The organism is Phenylobacterium sp. T106, assembly GCF_057219735.1.
The window spans coordinates 1-26,941 of the sequence record NZ_JBXVWA010000013.1; the positions used below are offsets into that span (position 1 = coordinate 1).

General features: G+C 70.8%; 29 protein-coding genes. 12 read left to right on the forward strand and 17 right to left on the reverse strand.

Annotated elements, in window-relative coordinates; genetic code table 11:
• The first annotated feature begins 172 nt into the window (after nt 1-172).
• The 10 genes from AC2D8W_RS20665 (at nt 173) to der (ending at nt 7,638) form a co-directional block, all read left to right on the forward strand.
• Nucleotides 173-631: a hypothetical protein gene (locus AC2D8W_RS20665; protein WP_293482554.1), complete on the forward strand. Its 459-nt coding sequence runs from the start codon at nt 173-175 to the stop codon at nt 629-631.
• On the forward strand, nt 628-1,158 hold the full coding sequence (locus AC2D8W_RS20670; RefSeq protein ID WP_484673120.1) for an RNA polymerase sigma factor: 531 nt from the start codon (nt 628-630) through the stop codon (nt 1,156-1,158). Before AC2D8W_RS20665 ends, AC2D8W_RS20670 begins: the two co-directional genes overlap by 4 nt.
• Nucleotides 1,155-1,448, forward strand: coding sequence for a hypothetical protein (locus AC2D8W_RS20675; protein ID WP_484673121.1), 294 nt, complete (start codon nt 1,155-1,157; stop codon nt 1,446-1,448). Before AC2D8W_RS20670 ends, AC2D8W_RS20675 begins: the two co-directional genes overlap by 4 nt.
• Nucleotides 1,449-1,562: 114 nt before the next feature.
• Nucleotides 1,563-1,940 carry a DUF6249 domain-containing protein gene (locus AC2D8W_RS20680; protein WP_293482551.1) on the forward strand — a complete coding sequence of 126 codons (378 nt, stop codon included), beginning with the start codon at nt 1,563-1,565 and terminating at the stop codon, nt 1,938-1,940.
• Nucleotides 1,941-1,965: 25 nt separating this feature from the next.
• Nucleotides 1,966-2,559, forward strand: a complete 594-nt coding sequence (locus tag AC2D8W_RS20685) for an RNA polymerase sigma factor (RefSeq protein WP_484673122.1) — start codon at nt 1,966-1,968, stop codon at nt 2,557-2,559.
• A complete protein-coding gene (locus tag AC2D8W_RS20690) occupies nt 2,552-2,926 on the forward strand; it encodes a hypothetical protein (protein WP_293482549.1) in 375 nt (124 codons plus the stop codon). Before AC2D8W_RS20685 ends, AC2D8W_RS20690 begins: the two co-directional genes overlap by 8 nt.
• A 2-nt stretch (nt 2,927-2,928) precedes the next feature.
• The gene (gene panB / locus AC2D8W_RS20695; RefSeq protein ID WP_484673123.1) at nt 2,929-3,756 is read left to right on the forward strand and encodes a 3-methyl-2-oxobutanoate hydroxymethyltransferase; all 828 of its coding nucleotides are present in this window, start codon (nt 2,929-2,931) and stop codon (nt 3,754-3,756) included.
• Between the two features lie 118 nt (nt 3,757-3,874).
• A complete protein-coding gene (locus AC2D8W_RS20700; RefSeq protein ID WP_484673124.1) occupies nt 3,875-4,651 on the forward strand; it encodes a tetratricopeptide repeat protein in 777 nt (258 codons plus the stop codon).
• Complete coding sequence (locus AC2D8W_RS20705) at nt 4,648-6,036, forward strand: PQQ-like beta-propeller repeat protein (protein WP_484673125.1); 1,389 nt, start codon at nt 4,648-4,650, stop codon at nt 6,034-6,036. The genes AC2D8W_RS20700 and AC2D8W_RS20705 overlap by 4 nt, the downstream gene beginning before the upstream one ends.
• Before the next feature lie 18 nt (nt 6,037-6,054).
• Nucleotides 6,055-7,638 (forward strand): ribosome biogenesis GTPase Der, encoded by a 1,584-nt coding sequence (gene der / locus AC2D8W_RS20710; protein WP_484673126.1) that lies wholly within the window; start codon nt 6,055-6,057, stop codon nt 7,636-7,638.
• Here der and AC2D8W_RS20715 read toward each other — a convergent pair.
• The 5 genes from AC2D8W_RS20715 to radA are packed head-to-tail and all read right to left on the reverse strand — an operon-like array spanning nt 7,586 to nt 12,793.
• On the reverse strand, nt 7,586-8,332 hold the full coding sequence (locus AC2D8W_RS20715) for an SDR family NAD(P)-dependent oxidoreductase (protein WP_484673127.1): 747 nt from the start codon (nt 8,330-8,332) through the stop codon (nt 7,586-7,588). The two genes, der and AC2D8W_RS20715, sit on opposite strands and share 53 nt — an antisense overlap.
• Before the next feature lie 12 nt (nt 8,333-8,344).
• Nucleotides 8,345-9,343 carry a bile acid:sodium symporter family protein gene (locus tag AC2D8W_RS20720; RefSeq protein WP_484673128.1) on the reverse strand — a complete coding sequence of 333 codons (999 nt, stop codon included), beginning with the start codon at nt 9,341-9,343 and terminating at the stop codon, nt 8,345-8,347.
• The gene (gene purF, locus AC2D8W_RS20725) at nt 9,340-10,833 is read right to left on the reverse strand and encodes an amidophosphoribosyltransferase (protein WP_293484148.1); all 1,494 of its coding nucleotides are present in this window, start codon (nt 10,831-10,833) and stop codon (nt 9,340-9,342) included. The genes AC2D8W_RS20720 and purF overlap by 4 nt, the downstream gene beginning before the upstream one ends.
• A complete protein-coding gene (locus AC2D8W_RS20730) occupies nt 10,830-11,426 on the reverse strand; it encodes a CvpA family protein (protein WP_293484150.1) in 597 nt (198 codons plus the stop codon). Before AC2D8W_RS20730 ends, purF begins: the two co-directional genes overlap by 4 nt.
• A complete protein-coding gene (gene radA / locus AC2D8W_RS20735) occupies nt 11,423-12,793 on the reverse strand; it encodes a DNA repair protein RadA (RefSeq protein ID WP_484673129.1) in 1,371 nt (456 codons plus the stop codon). Before radA ends, AC2D8W_RS20730 begins: the two co-directional genes overlap by 4 nt.
• A gap of 152 nt (nt 12,794-12,945) precedes the next feature.
• Between radA and AC2D8W_RS20740 the strand changes: the two genes are divergently transcribed.
• Nucleotides 12,946-13,566, forward strand: a complete 621-nt coding sequence (locus AC2D8W_RS20740) for a Yip1 family protein (RefSeq protein WP_484673130.1) — start codon at nt 12,946-12,948, stop codon at nt 13,564-13,566.
• Here AC2D8W_RS20740 and alr read toward each other — a convergent pair.
• From alr to AC2D8W_RS20795, 11 genes are all read right to left on the reverse strand, one after another.
• Nucleotides 13,551-14,597 (reverse strand): alanine racemase, encoded by a 1,047-nt coding sequence (alr, locus tag AC2D8W_RS20745; protein ID WP_484673131.1) that lies wholly within the window; start codon nt 14,595-14,597, stop codon nt 13,551-13,553. The two genes, AC2D8W_RS20740 and alr, sit on opposite strands and share 16 nt — an antisense overlap.
• Nucleotides 14,598-14,603: 6 nt before the next feature.
• Nucleotides 14,604-16,100 (reverse strand): replicative DNA helicase, encoded by a 1,497-nt coding sequence (locus AC2D8W_RS20750; RefSeq protein WP_293484157.1) that lies wholly within the window; start codon nt 16,098-16,100, stop codon nt 14,604-14,606.
• A 277-nt stretch (nt 16,101-16,377) separates the two neighbouring features.
• Nucleotides 16,378-16,968, reverse strand: a complete 591-nt coding sequence (rplI, locus tag AC2D8W_RS20755; protein ID WP_293484159.1) for a 50S ribosomal protein L9 — start codon at nt 16,966-16,968, stop codon at nt 16,378-16,380.
• Between the two features lie 13 nt (nt 16,969-16,981).
• Nucleotides 16,982-17,263 carry a 30S ribosomal protein S18 gene (gene rpsR, locus AC2D8W_RS20760; protein WP_111274513.1) on the reverse strand — a complete coding sequence of 94 codons (282 nt, stop codon included), beginning with the start codon at nt 17,261-17,263 and terminating at the stop codon, nt 16,982-16,984.
• Between the two features lie 17 nt (nt 17,264-17,280).
• Nucleotides 17,281-17,643, reverse strand: a complete 363-nt coding sequence (rpsF, locus tag AC2D8W_RS20765) for a 30S ribosomal protein S6 (RefSeq protein ID WP_293484162.1) — start codon at nt 17,641-17,643, stop codon at nt 17,281-17,283.
• A 179-nt stretch (nt 17,644-17,822) separates the two neighbouring features.
• Nucleotides 17,823-18,365, reverse strand: a complete 543-nt coding sequence (locus AC2D8W_RS20770; protein ID WP_484673132.1) for a peroxiredoxin — start codon at nt 18,363-18,365, stop codon at nt 17,823-17,825.
• A 73-nt stretch (nt 18,366-18,438) separates the two neighbouring features.
• Nucleotides 18,439-19,407, reverse strand: coding sequence for a DUF4402 domain-containing protein (locus AC2D8W_RS20775; protein WP_484673133.1), 969 nt, complete (start codon nt 19,405-19,407; stop codon nt 18,439-18,441).
• 44 nt (nt 19,408-19,451) lie between these two features.
• A complete protein-coding gene (locus tag AC2D8W_RS20780) occupies nt 19,452-22,070 on the reverse strand; it encodes a hypothetical protein (RefSeq protein WP_484673134.1) in 2,619 nt (872 codons plus the stop codon).
• A gap of 115 nt (nt 22,071-22,185) precedes the next feature.
• Entirely contained in the window at nt 22,186-23,094 is a 909-nt protein-coding gene (locus tag AC2D8W_RS20785; protein ID WP_484673135.1) for a fimbrial biogenesis chaperone, read from the reverse strand.
• A complete protein-coding gene (locus tag AC2D8W_RS20790; protein WP_484673136.1) occupies nt 23,094-23,600 on the reverse strand; it encodes a hypothetical protein in 507 nt (168 codons plus the stop codon). The genes AC2D8W_RS20785 and AC2D8W_RS20790 overlap by 1 nt, the downstream gene beginning before the upstream one ends.
• Before the next feature lie 58 nt (nt 23,601-23,658).
• Nucleotides 23,659-24,186, reverse strand: a complete 528-nt coding sequence (locus tag AC2D8W_RS20795) for a DUF4402 domain-containing protein (RefSeq protein ID WP_484673137.1) — start codon at nt 24,184-24,186, stop codon at nt 23,659-23,661.
• A gap of 427 nt (nt 24,187-24,613) precedes the next feature.
• On the opposite strand from AC2D8W_RS20795, the gene AC2D8W_RS20800 reads away from it, so the two are divergent.
• Nucleotides 24,614-25,798, forward strand: coding sequence for a tetratricopeptide repeat protein (locus AC2D8W_RS20800; RefSeq protein WP_484673138.1), 1,185 nt, complete (start codon nt 24,614-24,616; stop codon nt 25,796-25,798).
• Nucleotides 25,799-25,842: 44 nt separating this feature from the next.
• On the opposite strand, the gene AC2D8W_RS20805 is transcribed toward AC2D8W_RS20800, so the two are convergent.
• Nucleotides 25,843-26,925, reverse strand: a complete 1,083-nt coding sequence (locus AC2D8W_RS20805; protein ID WP_293484174.1) for a zinc-binding dehydrogenase — start codon at nt 26,923-26,925, stop codon at nt 25,843-25,845.
• Nucleotides 26,926-26,941: the final 16 nt, after the last annotated feature.

The window sequence follows — 26,941 nt, forward strand, 5'->3', positions numbered from 1 at the left end:
GGCTCGATCTTCGCCCACTGCTCGTCGCTGAACCAGAATTCGTTGCTCATGATCCACCTCCGCAGAGCTTGAATCACGATTTGGCAAACACCATCAACAAGCTGATCGAGTTTTCACCCTAGGGGCACGAGGATGGCGGAGAGGGCTCCGGCGTCCCGACCTGGAGACCGGCATGGAGAACTTCTTCTACAGCTTCTGGTGGCTGATCTTCCCGATCGGCTTCTTCATCTTCGGGGCCTGGGACAGGTGGCTGGCCTACAAGCGCAGCCAGGCGCGACTGGACCTCATCCGCAGCTACGCAAGCCAGGGCCGGGACCCGCCGCCGGAACTCCTGCGGGCCCTGCACGACGAGGAGGCGCTCGACGACGAGGATTCCGCCTATGGTCCGTACGACCGCTACGGCCGTCCTCGTCACCGCGCGCTGCGCCGCTACTGGCGGCACCGTCCTTACTGGCAGTGGCGGACAGCCATCATCACGGGCGCGGTGGCCGCCGGCTTCTGGATCGCGTCCGAGTACGCCGAACTTCCGGGCCTGGACTGGCCCTTCCAGCTCGTGGCGATCATCATGACGTGTGTCGCCATCGGGCACGCCGCGGCGGCGATACTGTCGATGGTGTTCCGCGGGCGATGAGCCCAGGCGACATCGATCGCGCGCTCGTCGAGGCGGCCCAGGCCGGCTCCACCGCCGCCTTCTCGCGACTGGTGGATCGCCATCAGAAGGCGGTCCGCGCGTTCCTGCGCCGGACGTGCGGCGACTGGGCGACGGCCGACGACCTGGCGCAGGAGACGTTCCTGGCGGCGTGGTCGCGGATGGACCGTCTCGAGGCCGGCGCCTCGGTCTGCGCATGGTTCTGCGGCATCGGCTACAACAAACACCTGACCGCGCTGCGCAGCCGTGGCCGGGAACGCGCCCGCGAAAACGCCTACGAGGCCGACCGCCCCGCCGCCGTCGCGTCGATGAGTGAGGAACGGGTGGCGGCGGAGCGGGCGCTAGCGACCTTGCCGGCCGACCAGCGCGCCTGCGTCGCGCTGTGCCTGGCCGCCGACTTCAGCCACGCGGAAGCGGCCGAGGCGTTGAACCTGCCGCTCGGGACGGTGAAGTCGCATGTCGCCCGAGGCCGCGCGCGGCTCCTCGAAGTGCTAGGAGAGTCAGAATGACCGACGATCGCCTGAGAGCCCTCTTCGCCGCCGACGAGCCGCCGGCCTTCGACCCGGCCTTCTCTGCCGCCGTGATCGAGAAGCTCGCGCGCCGCCGCTTCCTTGTCGACCTGGCGAGACTGTCCGGCGCGGCCGCGCTGGGAGGGCTCATCCTCTGGGCGGTCTGGCCGAGCCTGGAGCCCCTTGTGTCCCATCTGGGAGAGGGCATGGCCCCTGTGGCGGCCTGCGCGACGCTCGCGGCTGCGGTGATCCTCAGCCTCGAAGGACGCGTAACACCCCGTCTGCGTTGAAACATGACCAACGTTTCATGTGGCCTTCTGCATCCAGGCGGCCGGGTCTAGGTCTCTCACCATCAGAAGGGGACGCTTCCCCCGCATCGAGATTTGGAGAGGACAAGACCTGAGATGGAAATCCTGATCCCCCTGACGTTCTTCGCCATGATCGCCGCGCTCGTCATCGCGCCGCGCTACTTCAAGAGTGTCGAGCGCCAGAAGATGGCCGACACGCTTCGGGTCGCCATCGAGAAGGGCCAGCCGCTGCCCACCGAAGTGATCGACGCGATGTCCAACAATGTCAGCGCGCCGCAGCTGCCGTCGGCGGCCCGGGACCTGCGCACCGGCATCATCTGGATGGGGGTCGGCGTGGGCTTCGCCGCCCTGGGCGCGGCCGTCAGCTTCGAAGAGCCCGACGCGCTCTATCCGCTGTTGGGCATCTCCGCGTTTCCCACCTTCATCGGCCTCGCCTTCATCGTGCTCGGCTTGCTGAACCGGCCGAAGTCCTGACGCGACGCATCGGGAGATCACGCCCATGCCGGGCACGAGCACCAGTTTCGCCAGCCTGCATGACGTGGAGCTCTGCTCCTACGCCGCGGCCGGCGAGCGGCGCGCCTTCGGAGAGCTGGTGCGTCGACACGGCTCCGCCGTGCGGCAACTGCTGCGCCGGATGGGGGCGCAGGCCGCCGAGGCGGACGACGTGGCGCAGGACGCTTTTCTGGCCGCCTTCGAGCGGATCGCCGAATTCCGGGGAGAGGGCACATTCGCGGGCTGGGTGAAGCGGATCGCAGCCCGGCAGTACCTGCGCCGCCTCCAGCGCGAGAAGCGGCTCGCCGCCATTGCGGCGGAGGAAGGCGGCGAGGACGCGGAGACGCCCGGCCGGCTCGGCGGGACCGACGCCGACCATCGCATGGACCTCGAGGAGGCCCTGAAGGGTCTCGCGCCCGCGGAGCGCCTGTGCGTCTCCATGTGTTACGGGGCCGGCCTGAGCCACGGGGAAGCCGCGGAGGCCTTGAACCTGCCCTTGGGAACGGTCAAATCGCATGTCAAACGTGGTCTGGATAAGCTCCGGGCGCGGCTTACGCCGGTCCCGGGCGTTGAGTTGGAGGGGAGGCGGAGCAATGGCTGAGCTCGACTTCGAACGCCGCCTCGAACGGCTGTTCTCGCAGAGTCCCGAGATGCCGGACGCGGCCGCGTTCGCCGAGCGGATCGAGCGGAAGCTGGACCGCGGGTGGAACCTGCGCCGGTGGATGATCGGGGCCGCGGGCCTCTCCGGCGGCGTGGTGGGCGCCAGCCAGCTCGTGATGTCCAACCTCTTCCAGCGCGTCGAGAGCGCCGAGGAATCGGCCCGGGTCCTCTCGCAGGGCCTTGCGCGCGTCACGCCGACCACCGACATGGTGTCCGCGCTCTCGGGCGGCTATGGCGTGTGGATCGCGGTCGGTCTTGCGGTCCTGACCATGGGCGTCTTCGCCGCGAGGTTGGTCGAGGAGTTCTAGTTTTGTCGTCCCATCGTGAGTCGTCCGTCCGGCGCCTGTCCGCGCCGGATATCGCCGCCCGCAAGGGCGGTCTCCCGATCGTATGTCTGACGGCCTACACGGCCCCGATGGCCGAGATCCTCGATCCCCATTGCGATCTCCTGCTGGTGGGCGACAGCGTCGGCATGGTGGTCCACGGGCTGCCGAACACCGTGGGCGTGACGCTGGAGATGATGAGCCTGCACGGAAAGGCCGTGATGCGCGGCTCCCGTCGCGCCATGGTCGTCGTCGACATGCCGTTCGGCAGCTACGAGGGCAGCGCCGAGGAGGCCTTCGCCAACGCCTCGCGCCTGATGAAGGAGACGGGCGCGTCGGCGGTGAAGGTCGAGGCGGGCGAGACGATCGTCCAGAACATCGAGTACCTGGTGAAGCGCGGCGTGCCGGTCATGGGCCATGTGGGCCTGCGCCCCCAGGCCGTGCTGGTGGACGGCGGCTTCAAGGCCAAGGGCAAGCTGGACCACGAGCGCCGTCGGATCCTGGACGAGGCGCGCGCCACCGCCGAGGCGGGGGCGTTCGCGGTTGTGGTCGAGGGCGTCGCCGAGGGCCTCGCCCGGGAGATCACCGAGGCGATCAGCGTCCCCACCATCGGGATCGGCGCCTCGGCCGGCTGCGATGGCCAGATCCTGGTCACCGACGACATGCTGGGCCTCTTCGACTGGACGCCGAAGTTCGTGCGCCGCTACGGCGACCTGCGCGGGCAGATCGACAAGGCCGTCGCGGCCTACGCGGAGGACGTGCGCCAGCGCCGCTTCCCCGGGCCCGCCGAGATCTACTTCGCCAAGGCGGGATAGCCGCAGGCCGCGCCCCATGGCCGCAGACTCCTCCCGGGCGGGCCTTGAGGCGCAGGGCGCAGCGCTATAGGTTCCGCGCTCGTTTCAGCGACAGGCGTACGCCGCGGAGCCCCCTTAGGTGACGGATCTATTCGAAGAGGTCGAAGAGCAGCTTCGCTCCGACCGCTACAAGCAGCTCGCGCGCAAGCTGCTGCCATGGATGCTCGGGATCGCCGCCGCCGCCCTGATCGCCGTGCTCGGCTACTGGGGCTGGGACACCTGGCGCACGCGCCAGACCGACCAGGCGTCGGAACAGTACGCCAAGGCCATGGACGCCTACGTCGGCGGCGACCGCGAGGGCGCCAAGCGGATCTGGACCGAGGTCTCGAAGTCGAACGCCGCCGGCTACAAGGCCATGGCGCTCATGCACCTGGCGGCGGAAGCGCAGCGCGCCAACGACGACGCCGCAGCCGTGCGGCTCCTCGACCAGGCCGCGGAAGCCGCGCCCGACGCCGTTCTGGCCGACGCGGCCCGCCTCAAATCCGCCTTCGCTTTGCTCGACACCGCCCCGCTGAAGGACTTGGAGGGGCGCTTGAAGCCGCTGATGGAAGACGGACGTCCGTATCGGACCCAGGCGCGCGAGGCCCTGGCCTTCGCCAAGCTCAAGGCCGGCGACACCGCCGGCGCGCGCGGGGACTTCCTCCTGATCTCCCAGTCCCTGGACGCCGGTCAGGGCGCTCAGGCCCGCGCCTCGGCCGCCATCGGCCTGATCGACGCGGGTTCGGCCAAGGCGGTGCCGTCGGTGGTCCGCGCCGCCCAGGCCTTGCCGCCGCCCATGATGGTGCAGCCCGGCGCGGTCGTGCCGCCGCCCGGCGGCGTCCCCGTTCCGCAAGACCAAGGTCCCGCCCCGCAATGAAGCGCCGCAGTCCCTTCCTGGCCGCCGTCCTGGTCGCGGCGCTCGGCGCGTCCGCCTGCTCGACGGTCAGCCGGCTGAACCCGTTCGACAACGACGACGACAAGCCGACCGAGACGGCGAGCGAAGGGCAGCGCATCTCGATCATCCCCGCCGACCAGCGGCTGGAGCCGGCCGAGGCCCTCAAGGGCGTCGACTTCCTGCTGCCCACGCCGGTGCGGATGGAGTCCTGGCCGGTGCCCGGCGGCAACCTCGAGCAGGCGGTGGGCGCGGTGGACGCGGCCGCGAACCTGTCGGTCGCCTGGCGTCGGAGCTTCGGGCAGGGGACGAAGCGCGGCCGGTACGTCACGGCGCCTCCGGTCGCCGCCGACGGCAAGGTGTTCGTCATGGACGCCGAGGGCCGCGTGGCCGCGGTGGACGCGAGGTCCGGCTCGACCCTCTGGCGCACGGGCACGAACCCCGGCGACAACAAGCGCGACAAGCTCGCGTTCGGCGGCGGCATGGCCTACGCGGACGGCAAGCTCTACGTGGCCTCGGGCTACCGCGAGGTGCTGCAGATGGACGCCCAGACCGGCGCCATCGGCTGGCGCACCCGGACGAGCGAGTCGATCCACGGCGCGCCGACCGTGGCGGGCGGCCGCGTCTTCGCCATCGCCCTGGACAACACGCTCCTGACCTTCGACGCGGCCACCGGGGCGGCGTCGTGGACCTATCAGGCGCTGTCGGAGTCCGCGCGCATCCTCTCGGCCTCCAGCCCGGCCGTATCCGGCGACACGGTCGTGGCGGCCTTCGGGTCGGGTGAACTGGTCGCGCTGCGCGCGTCCAACGGCAACGACCTCTGGAACGAGGCGCTCAGCCGCGCCAGCCGGACGAGCGCCTTGTCCGAGATTCGCGACATCCCGGGCCGGCCCGCGATCTACCAGGGCGACGTCTTCGCCGTGAGCCACTCGGGCGTGTTCGCCGCCACCGATCTGCGCACCGGTCAGGCCCGCTGGAGCCTGCCCGTGGTGGGCGTGACCGCGCCATGGCCGGCCGGCGACGTGGTCTATGTGGTCTCGAAGAACGGCGAGGTGATCTGCGCGGCCCGCGAGACGGGACAGATCTACTGGATCCGCCCGCTCAACGAGGGCTTCAAGGCCAAGAAGAAGGGCGGCGTCTTCGGCATCGGCGGCCAGCGCACCACGCGGCCCATCTGGTCCGGCCCGTTGCTCGCGGGCGACCGGCTGCTGATCGTGGGCCAGACCGGCGAGCTGGTGGCGCTGAACGCCAAGACCGGCGAGATCGTGAAGCGCCTGGACATGAAGGGCGCCTCCTATCTCAGCCCGATCGCCATGGGCGACACCGTTTATGTGGTCACCCAGGAGGCGGACCTGATCGCGATCCGCTGATCAGGTAAGCTCGCGGCCATGGCGCTGAAACTCGCGATCGTCGGCCGCCCGAATGTGGGCAAGTCCACGCTGTTCAACCGGCTGGCGGGCAAGAAGCTCGCCATCGTCGACGACCGGCCGGGGGTCACCCGCGACCGGCGTTTCGGCACCGGCCGGCTGGGCGACCTCGACCTCGAGCTGATCGACACCGCGGGCTTCGAGGACGTCACGGACGAGAGCCTGGAAGCGCGCATGCGCGCCCAGACCGAGCGGGCCGTGGACGAGGCCGACCTCGCGCTGTTCGTCATCGACGCCCGTGAGGGCGTGACGCCGGGCGACGAGATCTTCGCCGAGGTCCTGCGGCGCAAGGGCAAGCCGGTCGTGCTGGCCGCCAACAAGTCCGAGAGCAAGGCTTCCGAAGCGGGCGTGCTCGAAGCCTTCGGCCTCGGCTTCGGCGAGCCGGTGCCGATCTCGGCCGAGCATGGCGAAGGCATGGCCGACCTGTTCGCCGCCGTCGCCGCGCATGCCCCGGACGAGGACGCGGACGAGGCCGACGGCCCGGGCAAGCCCATCAACATCGCCATCGTCGGCCGCCCGAACGCCGGCAAGTCGACGCTGGTCAATGCTCTCATTGGCGAGGACCGGCTGCTGACCGGCCCCGAAGCCGGCATCACCCGGGACGCCATCCCCGTCGACTGGGACTGGGACGGCCGGGCGATCAGGCTGGTGGATACGGCCGGCCTGCGGCGCAAGGCCAAGGTCCAGGAGCGGCTCGAGAAGCTGTCCACCGGCGATTCCATCCGCGCGATCACCTTCGCCGAGGTCGTGATCCTGGTGATGGACGCCACCCATCCGCTCGAGATCCAGGACCTCCAGATCGCGGACCTGGTCGAGCGCGAGGGCCGGGCGCTGGTGTTTGTCCTCGCCAAATGGGACCTGATCGAGGACCCGGCGGCGCGGCTCGCCTATCTCCAGGAGGAGGTGGCCCGGCTGCTGCCCCAGGTGCGCGGCTCGCCCATGGTGGCGCTGTCGGCGGAAACCGGGCGCGGCCTGGACCGGCTGATGCCGGCGGTGTTCAAGGCGCATGCCGACTGGTCGACCAAGGTGAAGACCCGCGACCTCAACGACTGGCTGCAGATGGCGATCAGCCGCCACCCGCCGCCCGCCGTGAACGGCAGGCGGGTCAAGCCGAAGTACATGGCCCAGACCAAGGCCCGGCCGCCGACCTTCGTCATGTTCGCGAGCCGGGCCGACCAGCTTCCGGACCACTATCGGCGCTATCTCATCAACAGCCTGCGCGAGAGTTTCGACCTGCCCGGCGTCCCGCTCAGGCTGACGGTGCGTTCGAACAAGAACCCCTACGCGGAGGGCGAGGCGAAGGGCGGTCCGGGCCCCGCCAAGACCGCGCCGACGTCGGCGAAGTCGGGCCTGGTGGCGAAGCGTCGCAAGGAAGCCGCCGACAAGGCGCGGGAGGGCGCCGCCGCGGGGCCGTCGGCGCGTCCCAAGAAGGTGAAGAAGCCCAAGACCGGAACGCCCGCCGGCCGGGCGGCCAAGCTCGCGCGGCCCGGCGTCAAGCCGAAGCGAGCGTCCCGGCCCGCTTCCAGTCCGCGAAAGAAACGCTAGCCGTCGGAAGGCCCAGGTCCGCCTGGGCCAGTTCGACGATGAGCGGGCCGATCTCGGCGGGGTCGGGCAGGCCGGCCGGATCCTCTCCGGGATAGGCCTCGGCCCGCATCCGGGTCCGCATCGCGCCGGGATCGAGCAGCACCGCCCGCACGGGCGTGTTCTCCAGTTCGTCCGCCCATGTCCGGACGAGGTTTTCCATGCCGGCCTTGGTGGCGCCGTAGGGCCCCCAGAACGCCTTCGGGTGGGACGCGCGGCTGGACGTCAGGAAGATGGCGCGGGGCGCGGCGGCGGCCCGCAGCAGCGGCTCGCATGACCGGATCAGCCGCGCCGGGGCCGTGAGGTTCACGGCGACCAGCCGCTCCCAGTGCTTCGGCTCGATGTGCGACACCGGCGTCAGCGACCCCAGGAGGGCTGCGGCGTGCACCAGGACGTCGAGCCGGCCGAAGCGCTGGTGGATCGCGAAGCCCAGCTGGTCGAGGCCGTCGGCCTCGCCGATGTCCATGGGGACCAGGGTCGCGCCTTGGCCGGTTGCGGTCCGGATCTCGTCGTCCAGCGTCTCCAGGGCGCCCTGCGTGCGGGCCACGGCGACCACATGGGCGCCGGCGGCCGCAAGGGCGAGCGCGGCGGCGCGGCCGATCCCGCGGCTGGCGCCGGTGACGAGGGCGACGCGATCGGTAAGCGGCAGATCAGTCATGGCGGCGGGTCTCTAGACGCTTTCGGCCGCCGTGTCAGGTCGCCGGGCATAACGCTGGGCGATCGCGGCGCAGGCCATGAGCTGGATCTGGTGGAAGACCAGCAGCGGGATCATCGCCACGCCCGCGGCGGCAGGCGTCAGCAGGGCGGCGGCGATCGGCGCGCCGCTGGCGAGCGACTTTTTCGATCCGCAGAAGACGATGGCGATCTCGTCCTCGGTCGAGAAGCCGAGCGCGCGGGCGGCGAACAGGGTCAGCGCCAGCGCCGCCGCGAGCAGGACCGTGCAGAGGACCACGAGCCGGGCGAGGTCCATCGCGCCGAGCCGCTCCCAGACGCCGCTCACCACCGCGCCGGAAAAGGCCACATAGACGATCAGGATGATGGTGCTGCGGTCGAGCTTGCCGAGCGTCGCGTTGTGACGGGCGACGAACCCCCCGATCCAGGGCCTCAGCAGCTGGCCGGCGACAAAGGGGGCCAGAAGCTGCAGGACGATGGCCCAGAAGGAGCCGGGATTGATGGCCCCGCCCGCGTGCAGCAGCAGGCTGGCGAGGAGGGGCGCGAGGAAGACGCCCAGCATGTTCGACGCGGAGGCGGCGGCCACGGCGGCCGGCACGTTGCCGCGCGCCACGCTCACGAACGCGATGGAGCTCTGGATCGTCGAGGGCAGGCAGCCCAGCAGGATCAGGCCAGTCGCGATCTCGGGCGGGGTGATCCAGGCGGGGAGGGCGGCCAGTCCCACGGTGAGCAGCGGGAAGAGGGCGAAGGTCGCCGCGAGGATGGTCAGGTGGAGCCGCCAGTGCGTCAGGCCGCGGATCACGGCCTCCCGCGACAGCCGGGCGCCATGGAGGAAGAACACCAGGGCGATCAGGATCTTGCTGACCCAGCTCAGACCGACCGCGAAGTCTCCCCGCGCGGGCAGGACGGACGCCACCACGGCGGCCAGCAGGATCAGGATGAGGTACCAGTCGGGCTTCAGGCGGGTGCGCCACCCGCCCGCGGCGGACGCCGTCACGCGTCGACCAGGAAGGAGAGCTGGCGCTCGACCAACTCGTTGCGGCCTTCCGCGATCTCCTTGTCGAGCAGCCGGGTGGGGTACTCGCCGGTGAAGTAGTGGTCGGTGAACTGCGGCTGGGCGTTGTTGCGGACCGTGTCCATGGCCCCGTACAGCCCCTCGACGGAGAGGTAGCCCATGGAGTCCACGCCCAGGATGCGGGCGATCTCGTCGACGCTGTGGTTGGCCGCCAGCAGCTTGCCGCGATCGGGCATGTCGATGCCGTAGTAGTCCGGCCACTTGATCGGCGGCGAGGCCGAGCGGAGGTGGACCTCCTTCGCGCCGGCTTCGCGCACCATGCGGACGACCCGCACGGAGTTCGTGCCGCGCACGATGGAATCGTCGACCAGCAGCACCTTCTTGCCGGCGAGCACGGCGCGATTGGGCGCCAGCTTCATGCGGACGCCGAGCTCGCGCTCGCCCTGGGTGGGCTGGATGAAGGTGCGGCCGACGTAGTGGTTGCGGATGATGCCCATCTCGAAGGGCTTGCCGGCTTCCTGCGCGAAGCCGAGCGCGGCGGGAACGCCGGAATCCGGCACCGGGACCACCACGTCGACGTCGATGCCGGCCAGGGTCTCCTGCGCCAGGCGGCGGCCCATGCGCTTGCGAACCTCGTAGATGGAGCGCCCGTTCACGACCGAGTCCGGCCGGGCGAAATAGACGTACTCGAAGATGCAGGGGCGGGCCTGCTGCGCCGGGAAGGGCCGGAAGCTGCGCAGGCCCTTCTCGTCGACCACCACCATCTCGCCGTGCTCGACGTCGCGGACAAAGCGCGCGCCGATCATGTCCAGGGCGCAGGTCTCGGAGGCGAACACCGCCTTGCCGTTGAGGTCGCCCAGCACGAGCGGGCGGATGCCCAGCGGGTCACGGACGCCGACGAGCTTCTTGTTGGTCATGGCCACGAGCGCGTAACCGCCCTCGAGCTGCTGCAGCGCCTCGGTGAAGCGGTCCAGGAACTTGGGCCGGCGGGAGCGCGCGATGAGGTGGAGGATCGCCTCCGAATCCGACGTGGACTGGAAGATCGAGCCTTCCGACACGAGCTGTTCGCGCAGGGTCAGGAAGTTCGTCAGGTTGCCGTTGTGCGCCAGGGCGATCCCGCCCGCCTCGAGATCGGCGAACATGGGCTGCACGTTGCGCAGGAAGCTGCCGCCCGCCGTGGAGTAGCGCGTGTGGCCGATGGCCTGGCGACCTGGGAGACGCCGGTCGAGGTCGCCGCCCCCGAAGGCGTCGCCGACGTAGCCCATGTGTCGCTCGGTGTGGAACCGGTGTCCGTCGAAGCTGGCGATGCCGCAGGCTTCCTGCCCCCGGTGCTGCAGGGCGTGGAGGCCCAGGGCGGTGATGCCGGACGCCTCGGCGGTGTCGTAGATGCCGAAGACGCCGCATTCCAGCCGCGGGGTGTCGTCGTCCGGGTCGCGCATCGGCGGTGACCAACGCTCATGCTGCTGGCTCATCGGGATCGCTCCGGGCGGTCGGGGACTGCGGGTTCGCGGGCCTCGTACCCCTCTGTCGTCGTATTGTCACCTGAGACCGCGCGGTCGAAGGCGGGTTTCAGGCGGCCTGCGACATCGAGCCCCTTCGGCGCCAGCTCGTCGAGCAGGCGGCCCATGTTGGCCGCAAGCGGCCAGGTCTGCGCCTGGGTGATCCAGCGCGGTCGCAGGTCCTCCGGGGTGGCGGCGTTGAACATCAGGTAGAGGGCGCCCAGGACGATGAGGCCGCGGCCGAGCCCGATGAGCAGGCCCAGCGAGCGGTCGAGGAAGCCGAGCATCTGGGTCTTCTGGACGCTCCGCGCGAGGCCCGCGCCGATCAGCCGCAGGGCGATGAAGGCGGCCGCGAAGACCAGCACCAGCGTGGCGATCGTCCCGAGCCAGTCCGGCTGAACCACCTCCCGGACCATGGGCCCGAAGGCCGGCAGCCCGAAGACCGCGAGCCCCGCGGCCAGCACCAACGCCAGCAGGGCGAACACCTCGCGCACCGCGCCGCGCACGAAGCCGACGGCCGCGGAGACGCCCAGGAGGGCCAGGACAAGGAGATCGAGCTGCGTCACGTGGGGTCCAGAGCGCCATCATGGATGCGCTGTATGGCGTCGGCGAGGCGCGAGGCGCCGGTGACGGGAATGCCGGGCTTGTCGAGGCCCGTCGGGCCAAGCGCCCGGCGGAAGCCCAGCTTGGCCGCCTCCTTCAGGCGCGCATCCATGCGGCTGACGGGGCGCACCTCGCCCGAGAGGCTGATCTCGCCGAAGACGACGCAGTCCTGGGGCAGGGCGACATCGAATGCGGACGATGCGAGCGCGGCAGCGGCGGCGAGGTCCGCCGCGGGCTCCGAGATGCGCAGGCCGCCGGCGACGTTCAGGTAGACGTCGCGGTCGCCGAACGAGAGCCCGCAGCGGGCCTCGAGAACCGCGAGGATCATGGCGAGGCGGCCGGAATCCCATCCCACGACGGCGCGCCGGGGCGTGCCGTACGCAGACGGCGCGACCAGCGCCTGGATCTCGACCAGCACGGGGCGCGAGCCTTCGATGCCCGCGAAGACCGCGGCGCCGGCGGCGCGCTCTCCTGAGGTGTCCAGGAACAGCGCCGAGGGGTTCTTGACCTCGGAGAGCCCGGCGTCGCCCATCTCGAAGACGCCGATCTCATCGGTCGCGCCGAAGCGGTTCTTGGCGCCGCGCAGGATGCGGAAGGGGTAGCCCCGCTCGCCTTCGAAGGCGAAGACGGCGTCGACCATGTGCTCGACCACGCGCGGCCCTGCGATGGCCCCCTCCTTGGTCACGTGGCCGACGAGAATGACGGCGAGCCCGCGCTTCTTGGCGAGGCGCACCAGTTCGCCGGCCGCCGCGCGCACCTGGGTGACCGAGCCTGGCCCCGCCTCGTGCGCGTCGCTCCACATGGTCTGGATGGAATCGATGACGACCAGGTCGAAGGGCTCGGACTTGAGCCCGTCCAGGATGCTGCGGAGCGCGGTTTCGGCCGCGAGCTTCACCGGGGCGTCGGCGAGGCCCATCCGCTGGGCGCGGCTGCGCACCTGCTCGATGGCCTCCTCGCCCGAGATATAGGCGCAGCGCGCGCCGCGTCGGGCGGCGCTGGCCGCCACCTGCAGCAGCAGGGTCGATTTGCCGACACCCGGATCGCCGCCCACCAGGATGGCTGAGCCCGGCACCACGCCGCCGCCACAGACGCGGTCCCACTCGTCGACCCCGGTCGCGATCCGCGGCGGGGCAGGGGTCTCGGCGTCCAGACCCTCGAAGGCGAGAGGCGCCTTGCGGGTGGCCTTGGTAGCCTTCAGCGCCCCGGGCGGACGGCTGGTGAGTTCCTCGACGAGGGTGTTCCAGGCGCCGCAGGCCGGGCACTGCCCGGTCCAGCGGGTCTGCACGGCCCCGCAGGACTGACAGGCGTAGACGGCGCCGTCGCGGGCCATGGAATCCCTTGGGCCTGATGCTGATTCGAATGTGCGAGTCTAACCGACCCTGGCCCAACGGTCTGTCGCGGGCGAAGGTTCGCGCCCGGGGCTCCTGGCGCCGCCGCCAGATGTGGTAGGCATCGCGCCGGTCCGGCGTTGGAGAGGCGTACATGACGCCGCGCGGTGCGGAGATGGTGGCGCGCGGGCTGGGCATCCTGGTCCGACCGGGGCGGACGTGGGCCAGGATCGCGGCCGACCCTTCTGCGCCGCGGGCCCTGCTGCTCGGCTATGCCGCGCCGCTTGCGCTCGTACCCGGCGCATGCGGAGTCGCGGGCGGCCTCATCTTCGGCTTCGGCATCGCCGACGTCGGCGTCCGTATGAGTCCGACGGGCATCGTTCTCAGCGCAGCGGCCGGCTACGTGGCCACGCTCGCCGCGGTCGTCATCCTTTCCGGGCTCGTTGCCCTGATCGCACCCCGCTTCGGCGGCGAGGGAGGCTGGCCGGAGGCGACGAACCTGGTCGTCTATGCCGCGACCGCGAGCTGGCTGGGAGGCCTCGCCCGGCTCGTCCCCGGCCTCGAGCTGCCGGTGGCCATCCTGGCGGGGCTCTACAGCCTGTATGCTCTCCATCTGGGCCTCCCCAGGCTGATGCGGATACCGCAGGACCGGGCGCTGACGGCCTTCGCGGTGATCCTGATCTTCACCCTGGCGCTGGCGTTCGCGAGGGCGATGCTGGCGGACTGGGCGGCGGAAGCCGGCGGCCCCCTCGCGGTCCCCTACGCGCCGCGGTAGATGCGCTCGGCGCGCGTGCTCAGCCGCACCAGGATCTCGTGCGCGACGGTGCCGGCGGCCTGGGCCAGGTCGTCGAGGCGCGCGTTCTCGCCGAGTATCTCGACCGGCTCTCCCGATGCAGGCGCGTCGTCCAGCTCGATGATCGAGAGATCCATGTTGACGGCGAGCAGGCGGCGCGGGCGGCCCCCAGCCCACACGTGGGCCTTGCCCGCCGCCGATCGCACGATGCCATCCGCATATCCGGCGCCCAGGATGCCGACCCGCATCGCCCGGTCGGCCGTGAACACCTCGCCGTAGCTGAGCCTGTCGCCCGCCTGGAGGCTCCGCACGTCGAGCAACGGCGCCGTGAGCGTGGCCACGGCCTTGACCCGGGGGTCCGGCCGTCCCTCGGGACCGCCGCCGTAGAGGCTGATCCCGCCGCGGACCACGTCGTACCGATAGTCGGGTCCCAGGAACGCGCCCGCAGACGCGCCGAGGCTCGCCTTGGCCGCCGGGAACAGGGCGCGCGCCGCCCGGAAGAGCTCGAGTTGGGCCGCGTTCCGGGCGTCGCGAGGCTCGCTGGCCGACCCCAGGTGGCTCATCACCAGGTCGACCTCGACCGCGCCCGCGAGCTTGCGGGCGTCGTCCAGGGTGAGCCCCTGTCGGTGCATGCCGGTATCGACCTGGATGGCGAGGGATCCCGCGAAGCCGGCCGCGGCGGCGACCTGGGCAGGCGTCGCGAGGACCGGCGTCAGGCCCGCGGCGCTCAAACGGCCGGCCGAGCCCGGCAGCAGGCCGTCGAGCACATAGATCGTGGCGTTGCGCCCCAGGGCTGAGCGCAGCGCCTCGCCTTCGGCGAGCCTGGCGACGAAGAAGCGCGTGACGCCCTCGGCCAGCAGGCGCCGTGCGATGGGCGTCGCGCCGAGGCCGTAGCCGTCCGCCTTCACCACGGCTGCGACCTCCGCGCCCGCGGCCTCGGCGGCCAGGACCGCGCGGTTGTGGGCGAGCGCGTCGAGGTCGATGACGAGCTGGGCGCGGTCCAGCGCGGTCATGAGCGGCTAGTGGGGGTCGTACCGGCTGGCGTCACGGGCGAGGTTGCCGAACTTGGTGAGGTCCTCGTTGAAGCTCAGCCGCACGGTGCCGATCGGGCCGTGGCGCTGTTTGCCGATGATGACTTCGGCAAGGCCCTTCACCTGATCCATCTGCTCCTGCCACTTGAAGTGCTCCTCGGTGCCTTCCCGCGGCTCCATGCGGCTGAGGTAGTAGCTCTCGCGGTAGATGAACATCACCATGTCGGCGTCCTGCTCGATCGAGCCGGATTCGCGCAGGTCCGAGAGCTGCGGTTTCTTGTCCTCGCGGTTCTCCACCTGGCGGCTGAGCTGCGAGAGCGCGATGACGGGGATCGCCAGCTCCTTGGCCAGCGCCTTCAGGCCCTGGGTGATCATCGAGATCTCCTGCACCCGGTTGTCGGGGCCGCCCGAGCCCGTGGTGATGAGCTGCAGGTAGTCGACGATCAGGAGATCCAGGCCGGTCATGCGCTTCAGCCGCCGGGCCCGCGCCGTCAGCTTGGCGAGCGTGATGCCGCCGGTGTCGTCGATGTAGAACGGGGCCTCCTGGATCTCCAGGGCGGCGTCGCGGACGCGGCCGAACTCCATGGCGTCGATCTCGCCCTTGCGGAGGCGGTCGCCCGACACGCCGGACACCTCGGCGAGTAGGCGCAGCGCCAGCTGCTCGGCCGACATTTCCAGCGAGAAGAAGGCGACGACGCCGCCGCGCACGGTCTTCTTCGACCCGTCCGGCTGCGGTTCCCAGGCGTAGTTGCGCGCGACGTCGAAGCCGATGTTGCAGGCCAGCGACGACTTTCCCATCGAGGGCCGCGCGGCCAGGATCACGAGGTCGGACGGGTGCAGGCCGCCGATCTTCTGGTCGAGGTCGATGAGGCCTGTCGAAAGCCCGGCCAGGCCGCCGTCGCGGCTGTGCGCCTCGGCGGCCATCGCCAGGGCGCCCTGCAGGGCGTCGGAGAAGTTGACGAACCCCGACGAGACGCCGCCGGTCTCGGCCAGCTGGTACAGCTGCTGCTCCGCCGCCTCGATCTGGTCCCGGGCGTCGAGCTCGGCGTCGCCCTGCTGGGCGGTGGTCGTGATCTCGCCCCCGATGCGGATCAGGTCGCGGCGCAGCGCCAGGTCGTAGATGGCGTTGGCGTAGTCGGGCGCGTTGGCGGCCGGTGGCGCGCGGTCCACGAGGTCCGCCAGGTACCGGACGCCGCCCAGCTCCTGGAACGCGGGGTCGGACGCGAACTGCTCGGCGAGCAGGATCGGCTCGGCCAGCGCGCCCTTGCGGATGTTGGTCTCGACCGCGGCGAACAGGCGCTGGTGGAAGGGTTCGTAGAAATGCCGGGCCTGCAGGTGGTCGCCCAGCCGCTCGAACGCGGCGTTGTCGTACAGGAGCGCGCCGAGCAAGGCCTGCTCGGCTTCCACGTTGGAGGGCGCCCGCGCCACGGCGACGTCGTTCGAAGGAGAGGGTGGGCGAAGGTCGAGCGCCGGGACGATGGCCATGCGTGACGGATACATGAAGGTCGCGCCTCCAGGGACTGCGGCAGGCGTCCGCTTCACCCTTCCTCCACACACATTTACGGCCTGTGGAAAAGCTGGGCTGTGACGTCCTGCCGCAGGTGCGGACGGGAACCGGCACCGTCCTGCGGCGCCGCGTCAGAATCGGACGTAGATCGGCCTCGGCGGGGGCGCACTCGCCGCTCGGCTCCGACGCCGGCGCCAAAGAAAAGCGGCGCGGGGCAGGCCCCGCGCCGCGATGTCTTCGACGATCCGAAGGGCTTTACCCCTCCGCGCCGGCGAACTCCTGGGCCAGCTGGCCCGCGCCGCCCTCGAGGAGGTCGGCCGCGGCCTGTTCGGCGGCGATGCGCTCTTCCTCGAACTGCGAGGAGATCACGTTCTCGCCGCGCGCCTGGCGCTCGGCTTCGTCCTGGCTGCGCGCGATGTTCAGGGTGACGGTGACCGTCACTTCCGAATGCAGGCGCACCTTCACCTCGTGCAGGCCGAGCGTCTTGATCGGCTTGTCCAGCACGACCATCGAGCGCTCGATCTTGCCGCCTTCGGCGTTGACCGCGTCGGCCACGTCGCGACCGGCGACCGAGCCGTACAGCTGGCCGCTTTCGCCCGCCTGGCGGATCATCACGTAGGACGTCCCGTCGAGCTTCTCACCGGCCTTGCCGGCGGCGTCCTTGGCCTTGGCGTTGCGGGCCTCGATCTCGGCGCGCTGGGCTTCGAAGACCTTCAGGTTCGCCGCATTGGCGCGAAGCGCCTTCTGGCGGGGCAGCAGGAAGTTGCGGGCGTAGCCGTCCTTGACGTTCACGACGTCGCCGAGCGTGCCCCAGCCTTCCAGCCGTTCGAGCAGAATGACTTTCATCTGTGCGGCTCCCTTACTTCACGACGTAGGGGAGCAGCGCCAGGAAGCGGGCGCGCTTGATGGCCTTGGCCAGCTCACGCTGCTTCTTGGCGGACACCGCGGTGATCCGCGACGGCACGATCTTGCCGCGCTCGGAAACGTAGCGCTGCAGGAGCTTGACGTCCTTGTAGTCGATCTTCGGGGCGTTGGCGCCGGAGAACGGGCACACCTTGCGGCGGCGGAAGAACGGGCGGCGCGCGCCGCCTGCGGAGGCGCCGGCGGCCGGGGCCGGGGCGGCGGAGGTTTCGTCAGTCATCCGAGATCCTCCCTTTCCTAGAATTGCGGGACGTCGTCGCGGCGTTCGCGGTCGCGATCGCGGCGGGCGAGGATCGGCGAGAGCTCCAGGTCGAGCTCTTCGACGCGCACGGTCATGTAGCGCAGCACGTCTTCGTTGATCGACAGCTGGCGTTCCATCTCCTTCACCACGTCGGCCGGAGCGTCGATGGCGAGCAGGGAATAGTGACCCTTGCGGTTCTTCTTGATCCGATAGGTGAGGTTGCGCAGGCCCCAGTACTCGATCTTGGCGACGTTGCCGCCGCCTTCCTCGATGAGGTGCTTCAGCTGATCGTTGAGGGCTTCGGCCTGCTGCGGCGAGATATCCTGCCGCGAAATGACGACGTGCTCGTAGAGCGCCATAGGTTCCTTCTTCCGCTATGGAAGGCGGCGCGGCCGGCGGCGGAAGCCCGCCGGTCACGATGGATCCTGGCCGCGAACGATTTCGCGAGGACCGCCCTCCGTGAAGGGCGCGCGATTACGTGAAATCCCTCACGAGGGCAAGGATTTTCCAGTCCGGCGGCCAGGCTCCGGCCGCGCGCCTACCTGCGCTTGGCGTTGAACGCCTTCACCGCGTTCAGCGTCTGGGTGACGTGCTCGGACGGGTCCAGCTTGGAGTAGGCGTGCAGCACCTGACCGTTCGGCGCGATCACATAGGATGTCCGGTCGGACCAGTCCGGCTTCATCGTCAGCACGGCGTCGTACTGCTTGGCGATCTTCGCGCCCGGATCGGCGGCGACGGCGAACTTGCCGCCGCAGGTCTCGGTGTCCTTGGAGAACTCCGCCAGGCGGTTCACCGCGCCTGCGGTGACGCCGATGACCGTCGCTCTCTGCGCCTTGAACTGGTCGGCGGCCTGCGAGAACAGGTGCGCCTCGAGATTGCAGCCCTTCGTGTACGCCGAGGGGAAGAAGTAGAGCACCACCGGTCCCTTCTTCAGCGCTTCGGCGAGCGAGAGCTGGATGGCGTCGCCCGCCAGGAACCCCGGAGCCGTGAACATTGGCGCCTTGTCGCCCGGCTTCAGAGCGGCGGCGGCGGGCGTCGCCAGCGCGGTGGCGACGGCGGCGGCGATGGCGATGCGCTTCATGGTGTCGGTCTACCTCGTCGGGGGGTGGGACGCTGGGAGTTGAATACCTGCGGTCGTCTGAACGCAAGGGGCCTCAATTGTAGTCGACGGTCACCGTCAACACTCCGGAATACGTGCCGACCGGCGTGGTTGGATTAAGCGTGAAGCTGCCGCCGACGGTGAAGCTGTATGTTCCCGCCGCGCCGAGCGCGCCGCTGAGGTTGCGCGTGGCGGGCGCGGTGTCCGTCAGCACGACGCCGAGGTCGGCCGGTCCCGAAAGGGTCAGGTTCGAGGGCACGGAGATCGAGACCTGCTGGCCTCCCTCGCCGGCGATGGTGAATGCGCCCCGCGTGGGGGCGGGCGTCGGATAGGCGAACGCGTTGCCCCCGCCGGTCATCGTCCGGGCGCCGGAGGTCGCGTTGAGGGTGATGGTGTTGGTTCCCGTCGTCGGGCGCTGGATGCGGCCGAATCCGAGATTGGATGTGCTGGACACCGAGACCGACCGGAGCGCGCGCACGCGGCCCTTGTCGGTATCGCCGGCGATCATCTGGTCGGTGGCGTTCACCACGTACACGTAGAAGGCGTTCTCGCCGTTGCCGCTCGGAAGACCCGACTCGTCGCCGGCGACGGGGAAGTCGGCCCCGACGAAGAAGTTGCGGGCGCTGTTGTTGCCGAGGGGCGCCAGTTCCAGGGTGATCGGCATCACGCCGCTCGGCGGCGCCACGATGCTGGCGGTCCCGTTGGCGACATAGAAGGTCGAGAAGGCGCGGGCGCGGCCCGTGAGGGCGCCGATCGTGCCGATGCGGATTCTAACGGTCCTGGTGGTGCAGTCGGTGTCGGCGGCGCGGGAGGGACGGCACGTGACGTTCACCTGGGCGCGCGCGCTCGCCGTGGAGATCCGCCGTCCGGCGCCGCTGGCGACGCTCACGGCGCCGCTGCCTGCGTCGATCCGGAACACCGTGTCGCCGGTCGCGGCGGCGGCGACCGTGCCGATGTCCATAGGGCCGGTGATGTTCAGCGTGTAGTTGGCCGCGACCGAGGCGGCAGGGCCTCCCAGGGCCATGATGACGGCCAGGCCCCCTGCGGCCGGCGCTCGCCGCCTCCGTCTCATTGCGCTGCCCCTGCCTTCGCCACGACGGTTTCTGCGGGGGCCGGATCGAAGCGCACCTGCACCGTGACGTCCGGGGCGTAGTCGCCATTGCCGGCGATCGTGACGTCAGGCTGTTCCAGCAGGCGCATCCGCAGCCTCCCGGCCTGGTTCGGATCGAGTTGCAGACGATAGGTCCCCACGGGCGCGGCGTCGAAGACGGCCGAGCCATCGAACTCCGTCACGGCCTCGACGATGTGACCGTCGGCGCGCACCAGCCGAAGGCGGACCGAGGCGAGGCCGACGCGCTGGCCGTCGTCGCGCAGCAGTTCCACCTTCACCGCCACGCCGCCGGTCGGGCGAAGCGGATAGTCCACGCGGGTCACGCCCCCGGGGCGCGGGCGAAGCATGATCTTCGTGGGCGGCGCCGCCACGGACGGGTTGTCGATTCCGTTGAGGTCGACGTCGAGCGAGGCGGTGGGTCCTCCACCCAGCCCGGTCACGAAGAGGCGGCCGTCCGCGCCGGTGACGAGGCCGCGCTGGCCCGCCCCGTCCAGCCCGACCTTGGGCGCGGGCGCCTCGCCGGCCTGGCGTATCCCGTCGCCGTTGTCGTCGATGAAGGCGTTGAAGAGCACCGAGCCGCCGGCGCCGGGTCCGCTGCGCATCAGTTCGTAGCTCCGCCGCGCCGGATCGTACCCGAGGCCGAAGTTCCACTGCCCGGCGAGCCGATAGTCGTGGTTGGCGTTGTCGTACTCTCCCGTGATGGCGAAGTCGCCGTAGCGGGTGGCGAAGATGGACGACAGCACCAGGTTCCACCGGTCAAGGTCGTCCAGGGGCTGTCCGAGACCGAACCGCACCGACCAGGCGTCGGTAAGCCGGCGGTCCACGGTGACCGCGAGGAAACGGGCCCGGAAGTCCGGCAGGACGTCGTAGTCGAACGTCGTGCGGATCTGCCACTTGTAGTTCCGGAACGTGGACGCGGCGATGTAGCCTCGCAGCGTCTCCGCCACCGGCGCGGGACGGTAGGCCTGGCGCGTGTACTCCAGGCCGGTCGACAGCAGGACCTGACCCACGCTGGAGGACGCGCGCGCCGCGGCCAGGAAGTCGTGAGAGCCGTCGGCGTAGGAGTTTCTCAGCGCCCGCATCGAGATGGGAACGATACGGCCGCGAAGGCCCAGGCTCGAGTCGAACGTCAGCTCTGTCCGCCGCCGCATCGCGAGCGTCGCGTTGAAGGCCAGGTTGTTCTCGTCGAGGAACCCGTCGCGGTACTCGGCGTGCCGCAGGACGCCCGAGACGCCGCCCCACATGCCGGCCGCGCCCAGCGACAGGGCGCGCCCGCCGCGGCTGTCCCACCCCGCGTCGACCTGGGTGGCCAGCCCCATGAACGAGGTGCGGGCGCCCAGGGTCAGCACGTCGGCGTCGCGGTCTCGGACGCCGGGCGTCCTCGCGACGCCGGCGCTGAGGGTCACGAGGTCGGTGAGGCCGTAGTTCAGCGATGCGACCGCGCGGGTCCCGCCCACGCGGAACACGTCGGTGTCTCCGATGATCGCCTGCCCGGTGCGGCGGGGTTCGAACACCGCGCGGCCCTGTTCGACGATGCCGAACGCCAGGTGGGCATCGCCGGTGCGCAGGAGGCCGGCGCCCACGTTGATGACCTGCACCTCCTCCTGCCGCTCGCCCCGCGGACCGTAGGTGACGACCCGCACCACATTGAGTCCTGGCGACAGGGGCACGTCGAGGAACTCGAACCGACCGTTCACGGCCTGGTTCGTGCTGCTCTTCAGGACGTCGTTGACGTACAGTTCCACGTCGAAGCCGGGCGGAAGTTCGCCCCGCAGGTCGATGCGGTTGAAGACGCTGCTCTGCTCGAGCGGCGCCGTCGAAAAGGAGAACCCGCGGCCGGCGATGCTCCGCGGGCCGATCGGGAGCCCGGGCGAATAGGTGTCGCCGAGGCTGGCCTCCCGCGCATGGATCGGCCCCAGCATGTCGCCCTCGATCGACCGGCGCTGGAGCAGGAAACGCGCGTTCGTCGCGCGTCCCTCCTCGTCGGACCCGAGGTAGGCCTGGACATTGCTCCAGAGGAAGTCGCCGGCGAGCCGGATGTCGTACCTGAACGTCCGGCCGCTCGAGCGGGATTGCACCCCCGTGTCGAGGATCACGTCGGCGCCGGGCGGCGTGAACAGGGCGTAGGGCTGGCTGACGCGCAGCGGCTCGGGTTCCGTCGCGACCCCACCGCCGTCCGGCCGGCTCGCGAGCCGGGTCAGGCGGGCCTGCACCGGGAACTTCTCCCGGGCCCGCAGGTGCAGGGCCAGGTCCTCGGGGGCCGCATCGATCGCGACATCGAGGAGCGCCCCCAGCACCGAGGCGCGCAGATACATCTCGGTCGGGGTGATCGCGACGTCGCCCGGGGCCAGCGGCAGGTCTCGACCTCCGGTCCGCGCCAGGGCCGCGGCGACGTCCACCACGAGCGAGCGGCGGGCCTGTCCCACGCGGCCGACGATCCTCCGCTCGGCGGGATAGACGTCGATGTCGGCCTCCAGGAGGCGCGCGATCTCCCCCACCGGAAGCAGCGGGTCGGAAGGGTCGCCATAGGCGCCGAGGCCTTCGGAGAGCGTCAGGCCGTCCAGGGAGACCGACACCAGGAGCAGGCTCGCGGGATCCGGGGCCGCTTCAGGCGCGGGAAGAGGCTCGGCTGCCCGCGCCGCCGCCCCATGCAGCAGGATGAGGAGCGCAGCGGCTACGGGTGCGGCCCGGCTAGAGCGCCGCTTTGGCAAGGACCGTCCCCGGTGACGTGTCGTCGTCCGTGAAGGTCAGTTCCAGCGCCTCGCCCGGCGCCGGGACGCGGGTCAGCGGAATCCTCACCGCACGACGGTCGACCTCGGGGTACACCCCGACGCCCCGGGCGATTCCCAGCGGCTCGGCATCTTTCTTCGCCCCCGCCACGCGGACTTCGAAGTTGCCGTAGACCGAACTCTTGCCGCGACGGACCAGGTCGAGAGCGACCACGGCCGTACGGCGCGGCGGCGCGCGGCCGTCGACCGAGACGTCCATGAACTCCAGGCGCACGCCTTCGAACGCGGCGGCCACGTCGGGCTCCGCATTCCGGACGATGACGGGGACGGAGAGCCCGAAGACCGTGCTGATGCGGAAGCTGAGTTCGTTGGCCGCCGGCCCCGCCGCCGCCTCGGCCGTTGCGCCGGTTTCCCGGGGTGGAAGCGTCGTCACGGTCAGATGGCTTCGGAACTCGCCGGCTTGGTCCGGAAGCGTCGCCAGACGAAGTCGCACCGTCTGCGGCCGTCCCGGCTGCAGGGTTGCGCGACGCGGCGAGACCTGAAGAAGGCCCCGGGCCGACGCGAGACGCGCGACAGCGGCCGGGCCGCCCTCCCGGGCAGCGGCGTCATCTGCGGCGAAGATCTGCCCGTCAGCGAGCATGACCCGGTCGACGAGCGCCACATCGACCGTGACCGGCTCGGAGCCCTGGTTCAGGAGGAAGACGCTGGCGATCCGGCGGGTCTTGTCGAGCGTGACGCGCTTGGGGGTGATGTTCAGGAACGCGTTGACGCTCGGGCGCCCCGCCTCGGGAGGCGCCGGCGCCGGCTGGGCCTGGGCAGGCAGTCCCGGCGCGAGGAGGGCCAGGACCAGGAGGAACGGACGGGTGTCCATCAGTTGTACTGCACCGTGACAAGCAGGGCTGCGGGCGTGCGCCGCGCCTCTGCTCCGGCGGATGCAAGGATCACGCCGCGGCTCACGTCGATGCTCGCCGCCATGCGTCCCTCGAGCGCGCCGCCCGCCACGAGATCCTCGTCCAAGGCGTCGGGGCCGGCCGCCACGCTGGTCCGCAGGATGACGGTCTCACCGGCTCCCGAGACGATCTCGAACGCGCCGGGCGCCGTCACCGGCTCGCCGGTTTCGTCCTCGCGCTGGATCATGAGGCGGGCGTTGGCCGGCATCATCATGCCCACGGACATCGACGGCATCCGGCCCGCGAACACCGCGCCCTCTGCGCCGGCGCGAACGCTCGGCATGGCCGTCGCCCACTGCATCCGGAGCACCATGGGCTCGATGATCGTCGCGCGCGCGGTCGCCTGCGCCGCCCGTTCGGCGCCATGCGCTGCGTTCGCCCCGAGGAGGACGACCAGGACGGCGGAGAGGTTGGCGGCGTGCGTCATGGCCGGCGAGTCGCTGAGCGGCGCCTCGAAAGGACAGCGCCGCTCGCCCTTTGCAGGGTCAGTTGAAGTTCACCGTCAGGCTCAGGGTGCCGGTGTAGGTCTGGAGCGCGGTTGTCGAAGTGATGTCGAAGCGGCCCCCGATGAACAGGTCGTCCTGCCCGCTGGAGGGGAGGGTGTTCAGGGTCCCGCTGGCGGCGACCGGGGTCTCGGACGCGACGTTGGTGAGGTTCCCGGACGCGCCGGTGAAGCTGAGCGAGTTCGTCGTGATCGAGTAGGTCTGGCCGTTCGTGCCGGTCAGCCGGAAGGTCGCCGCGCGCGCCTGGCCCGGCGTCGGAACGAACCCGTTGCTGCCGCTGACGCTGGGCGTGGCCGTGCCGGTCGCGGCCGAAGCCACGATGACGGTCGTCGCGCCGGCGTTCGTCGGGCGGGCGATCGAGCCGAACTCGAGCGAGCGCGTCGCGCTGACCTGGTTCGGCGCCACGATCGTGGCGTTCGCCGTGGCGTCGGCGGAGACCGGCGCGGCGTGGGCGGAGGTGGCGGCGCAGACGGCGGCGGCGACGGAAGCGAACGCAATGCGGTGGTTCATGATCGAATCCCTTGGGTGACTTACCTGCCAGCCATCGCGACTTGCCCGTGACTTGCCCATCCTGTCGCCACCCAAATATTCCCCCGTCAGGGGAAAGAAGAACTTGGAGGGCGCCTCCGGTTGTGGGCGCAAGTTTACCTTTGGTTAGCTGTGTCCGGTTTTGGAACCGCGTTCGGTCACTGTCAAGGCGACCCATCCTGTCGGTGAAACGCTACAACTTCCGATACTTGTTCGCCTGCCCACGGCCGCGCCAGGCCCGACTGGCCTCGCGGCGTTCGCCGAGTGCGGTCACCGCAAGGCTCCAATGGTGTACAACGCCGGCGCGGGAAGACGGGGCGCAGGCTTGGCCGAAGGGGGCTTTTCGACAGAGGGGGAGGCGAGGCGGACCGAGGCGGCGCTTCGGCAGCTGCGGGAGGTCCTTGCCGACGTGGAAGCGCGCCTGGGCTCGGAAGGCGCGCGGCCGCTGGCGTCGGAGGCCGCCTCGGACCTGCTCAGGTCGCTTGAGGCGCTCGGGCGGCGACTGTCCGAACGGTCCGATAGCCGCGGTGCGGCGGATGCCGACCTCGCCGCTGCGCTGGAGCGGGTCGGCCGGCGTCTTCAGGCGCGAACCGCGCTGCCCGTCCCGATTTCGGACGCGACCTCGGGAGCCTCCAAGGCCTTTCGAGGCGAAAGCGACCGCGCGGAGACGTTTCCGACGGGCGAGCCTTCCGGGCTGCGGCTCGTTCTCGCGGTGGCCGGCGTCGCGTCGGTCGTGAGTGTCGCGGGCGCGGGGCTTCTCGTCGCCACCCGCGCCGAGCTGATCCCGCAGGTCATGGCCGTGGTCCTCGATGACCTGCCGTTCCGGCCGGCTTTGCGGCCGCCGCCTGTCGCCAGGCGGGATGCGCCCGCTGGGGCGGCGACGGCCGGACCCGGCAGCCAGGGGCCGGACGCCGAAACCTACGAAGACGTCGCGACCGCGCTCGCGAGCCGCAACCTGGCGGCGCTGCCCCGCCTGACCGCGCTCGCCGAGCGGGGCGACGCGCAAGCCCAGATGCACCTGGCGAGCCTGTACGAGACGGGGGGGCCTGGCGTTCCAAAGGACAAGGCGGCGGCGCGGTCCTGGATGCGGCGCGCGGCGGACGGCGGAGACCGCCTCGCCATGCACAACCTGGCCCTGCAGCTCATGGCCGGCGATGGCGGACCGCGCGATCCGGAAGGGGCCGCGGCCTGGTTCCTCCGCGCGGCCGAGCGCGGGGTGGTCGATTCGCAGTACAATCTCGGGCTTCTCTACGAGGCCGGCCGGGGCGTCGATCGCAACCTCCGCGAGGCCTATCGCTGGTTCTCGATCGCCGCGAACGCCGGAGACCTGGCGGCTCGGGAGAAGCAGGTGGACCTTGAGGCGAGGCTGCGGCCCGCCGAGCGCGCCGGGCTGGATCGCGAGGTCCAGGCGTTCCGGCCCGGGACGGACCCTGCAGCTGACGCCGCGCCGGTGATCGCGCCGGCGACCACGGTCGCGGAAACGCAGGCCCTGCTGGCGCGGCAGGGCTACTACCTGGGCCCGGTGGACGGCGTGGCCTCTCCGGCGTTCCGCGCCGCATCAGCCGCCTATCTGCGGGACCGCGCCCGCCGCTGAGCCGCCGGCCGGCCTGGCGTGATGCACGCCGGATCCGGAAAGCCCTAGCCGTTCGGCAGCACCAGGATCTTCACGTGCGCCTCCGGATCGCCGAGGTCGGTGAAGGCCTGCGCCACCCCGTCGAGGCCGACGCGGCCGGTCACCAGCCCCGAGACATCGATCACGCCCTCCGCGAGCTGGCGCAGCGTGCCGGCAAACTCCTCGGGCGTGTAGCCCAGGACGAAGGTGAGCTCGATCTCCTTCGTGATGGCGATGGAGGGCTCGATCCGGTCGGTCTCCATGCAGACCCCGGCGACGACGATCTGCGCGCCGGCCGGCGCCGCCTCGATCAGCGACTGCAGGACGCCCGGCGAACCGACGCACTCGAACACCACGGGACGCGCGACCGGATTGCCCATCATGGCCATCATCGACTGCGCCGCCCGCGCCCGCGGCACGCCCAGGGCCTCCCAGCGGTCGTGCGGGTTCTCCACGGCCGGATCGATGACGATATCGGCGCCGAGGGCTTCCGCAGCCTTGCGCCTGCGCGGCGAGAAGTCGGCGGCGATGACGGGGCCATGGCCGTTGGCCTTGAGCGCCGCGATGACGGCGAGGCCCACCGGCCCGCATCCGACCACCAGAGCGACGGACCGGGGCTCCAGGCGGGCCTTGGCGACGGCGTGCGCGCCGACCGCGAACGGTTCCGTCAGGGCCGCCTTCTCGGTCGGCAGGCCGTTGGGCACCTCGAGCACCATGGCTTCGGTCAGCAGCATGCGCTCCGAGAAGCCGCCGGGAAGGCGGTTCGAGAAGCCCAGAGCCTCCATGCCGCCGCCGTGCATGGTGAGCGGCATGGACACGACCCGCGTCCCCGCCTTCAGCGTCTTGGCGCTGCCCGGCCCGTGATCCAGGATCTCGGCGCAGAACTCGTGCCCGAACACCGTGTCCTGTGTGGGGTCGAACCCGCCGTCCATCGCGCCCCCGGCGCGACGCGAAAGCTCGATCATGTGTTCCATGTAGTGCAGCGCATGGAGATCGGACCCGCAGATGCCGCAGGCGAGGGTCTTCACCAGCACCTGCCCCTCTGCGGGCTCCAGTTCGCCGATCTCGTCGCAGACCAGCTTCTTGTTCCGCCGGATCACCGCCCGCATGCGTCCCCCCCTTGTC

Coding starts and splice junctions, on each gene's coding strand:
- AC2D8W_RS20665 (WP_293482554.1), top strand. CDS start 173: ATGGAGAACTTCTTCTACAGCTTCTGGTGGCTGATCTTCCCGATCGGC.
- AC2D8W_RS20670 (WP_484673120.1), top strand. CDS start 628: ATGAGCCCAGGCGACATCGATCGCGCGCTCGTCGAGGCGGCCCAGGCC.
- AC2D8W_RS20675 (WP_484673121.1), top strand. CDS start 1,155: ATGACCGACGATCGCCTGAGAGCCCTCTTCGCCGCCGACGAGCCGCCG.
- AC2D8W_RS20680 (WP_293482551.1), top strand. CDS start 1,563: ATGGAAATCCTGATCCCCCTGACGTTCTTCGCCATGATCGCCGCGCTC.
- AC2D8W_RS20685 (WP_484673122.1), top strand. CDS start 1,966: ATGCCGGGCACGAGCACCAGTTTCGCCAGCCTGCATGACGTGGAGCTC.
- AC2D8W_RS20690 (WP_293482549.1), top strand. CDS start 2,552: ATGGCTGAGCTCGACTTCGAACGCCGCCTCGAACGGCTGTTCTCGCAG.
- AC2D8W_RS20705 (WP_484673125.1), top strand. CDS start 4,648: ATGAAGCGCCGCAGTCCCTTCCTGGCCGCCGTCCTGGTCGCGGCGCTC.
- der (WP_484673126.1), top strand. CDS start 6,055: ATGGCGCTGAAACTCGCGATCGTCGGCCGCCCGAATGTGGGCAAGTCC.
- AC2D8W_RS20715 (WP_484673127.1), bottom strand. CDS start 8,332: ATGACTGATCTGCCGCTTACCGATCGCGTCGCCCTCGTCACCGGCGCC.
- purF (WP_293484148.1), bottom strand. CDS start 10,833: ATGAGCCAGCAGCATGAGCGTTGGTCACCGCCGATGCGCGACCCGGAC.
- radA (WP_484673129.1), bottom strand. CDS start 12,793: ATGGCCCGCGACGGCGCCGTCTACGCCTGTCAGTCCTGCGGGGCCGTG.
- AC2D8W_RS20740 (WP_484673130.1), top strand. CDS start 12,946: ATGACGCCGCGCGGTGCGGAGATGGTGGCGCGCGGGCTGGGCATCCTG.
- alr (WP_484673131.1), bottom strand. CDS start 14,597: ATGACCGCGCTGGACCGCGCCCAGCTCGTCATCGACCTCGACGCGCTC.
- AC2D8W_RS20750 (WP_293484157.1), bottom strand. CDS start 16,100: ATGGCCATCGTCCCGGCGCTCGACCTTCGCCCACCCTCTCCTTCGAAC.
- rplI (WP_293484159.1), bottom strand. CDS start 16,968: ATGAAAGTCATTCTGCTCGAACGGCTGGAAGGCTGGGGCACGCTCGGC.
- rpsR (WP_111274513.1), bottom strand. CDS start 17,263: ATGACTGACGAAACCTCCGCCGCCCCGGCCCCGGCCGCCGGCGCCTCC.
- rpsF (WP_293484162.1), bottom strand. CDS start 17,643: ATGGCGCTCTACGAGCACGTCGTCATTTCGCGGCAGGATATCTCGCCG.
- AC2D8W_RS20770 (WP_484673132.1), bottom strand. CDS start 18,365: ATGAAGCGCATCGCCATCGCCGCCGCCGTCGCCACCGCGCTGGCGACG.
- AC2D8W_RS20775 (WP_484673133.1), bottom strand. CDS start 19,407: ATGGCCCTGGGAGGCCCTGCCGCCTCGGTCGCGGCCAACTACACGCTG.
- AC2D8W_RS20785 (WP_484673135.1), bottom strand. CDS start 23,094: ATGGACACCCGTCCGTTCCTCCTGGTCCTGGCCCTCCTCGCGCCGGGA.
- AC2D8W_RS20790 (WP_484673136.1), bottom strand. CDS start 23,600: ATGACGCACGCCGCCAACCTCTCCGCCGTCCTGGTCGTCCTCCTCGGG.
- AC2D8W_RS20795 (WP_484673137.1), bottom strand. CDS start 24,186: ATGAACCACCGCATTGCGTTCGCTTCCGTCGCCGCCGCCGTCTGCGCC.
- AC2D8W_RS20805 (WP_293484174.1), bottom strand. CDS start 26,925: ATGCGGGCGGTGATCCGGCGGAACAAGAAGCTGGTCTGCGACGAGATC.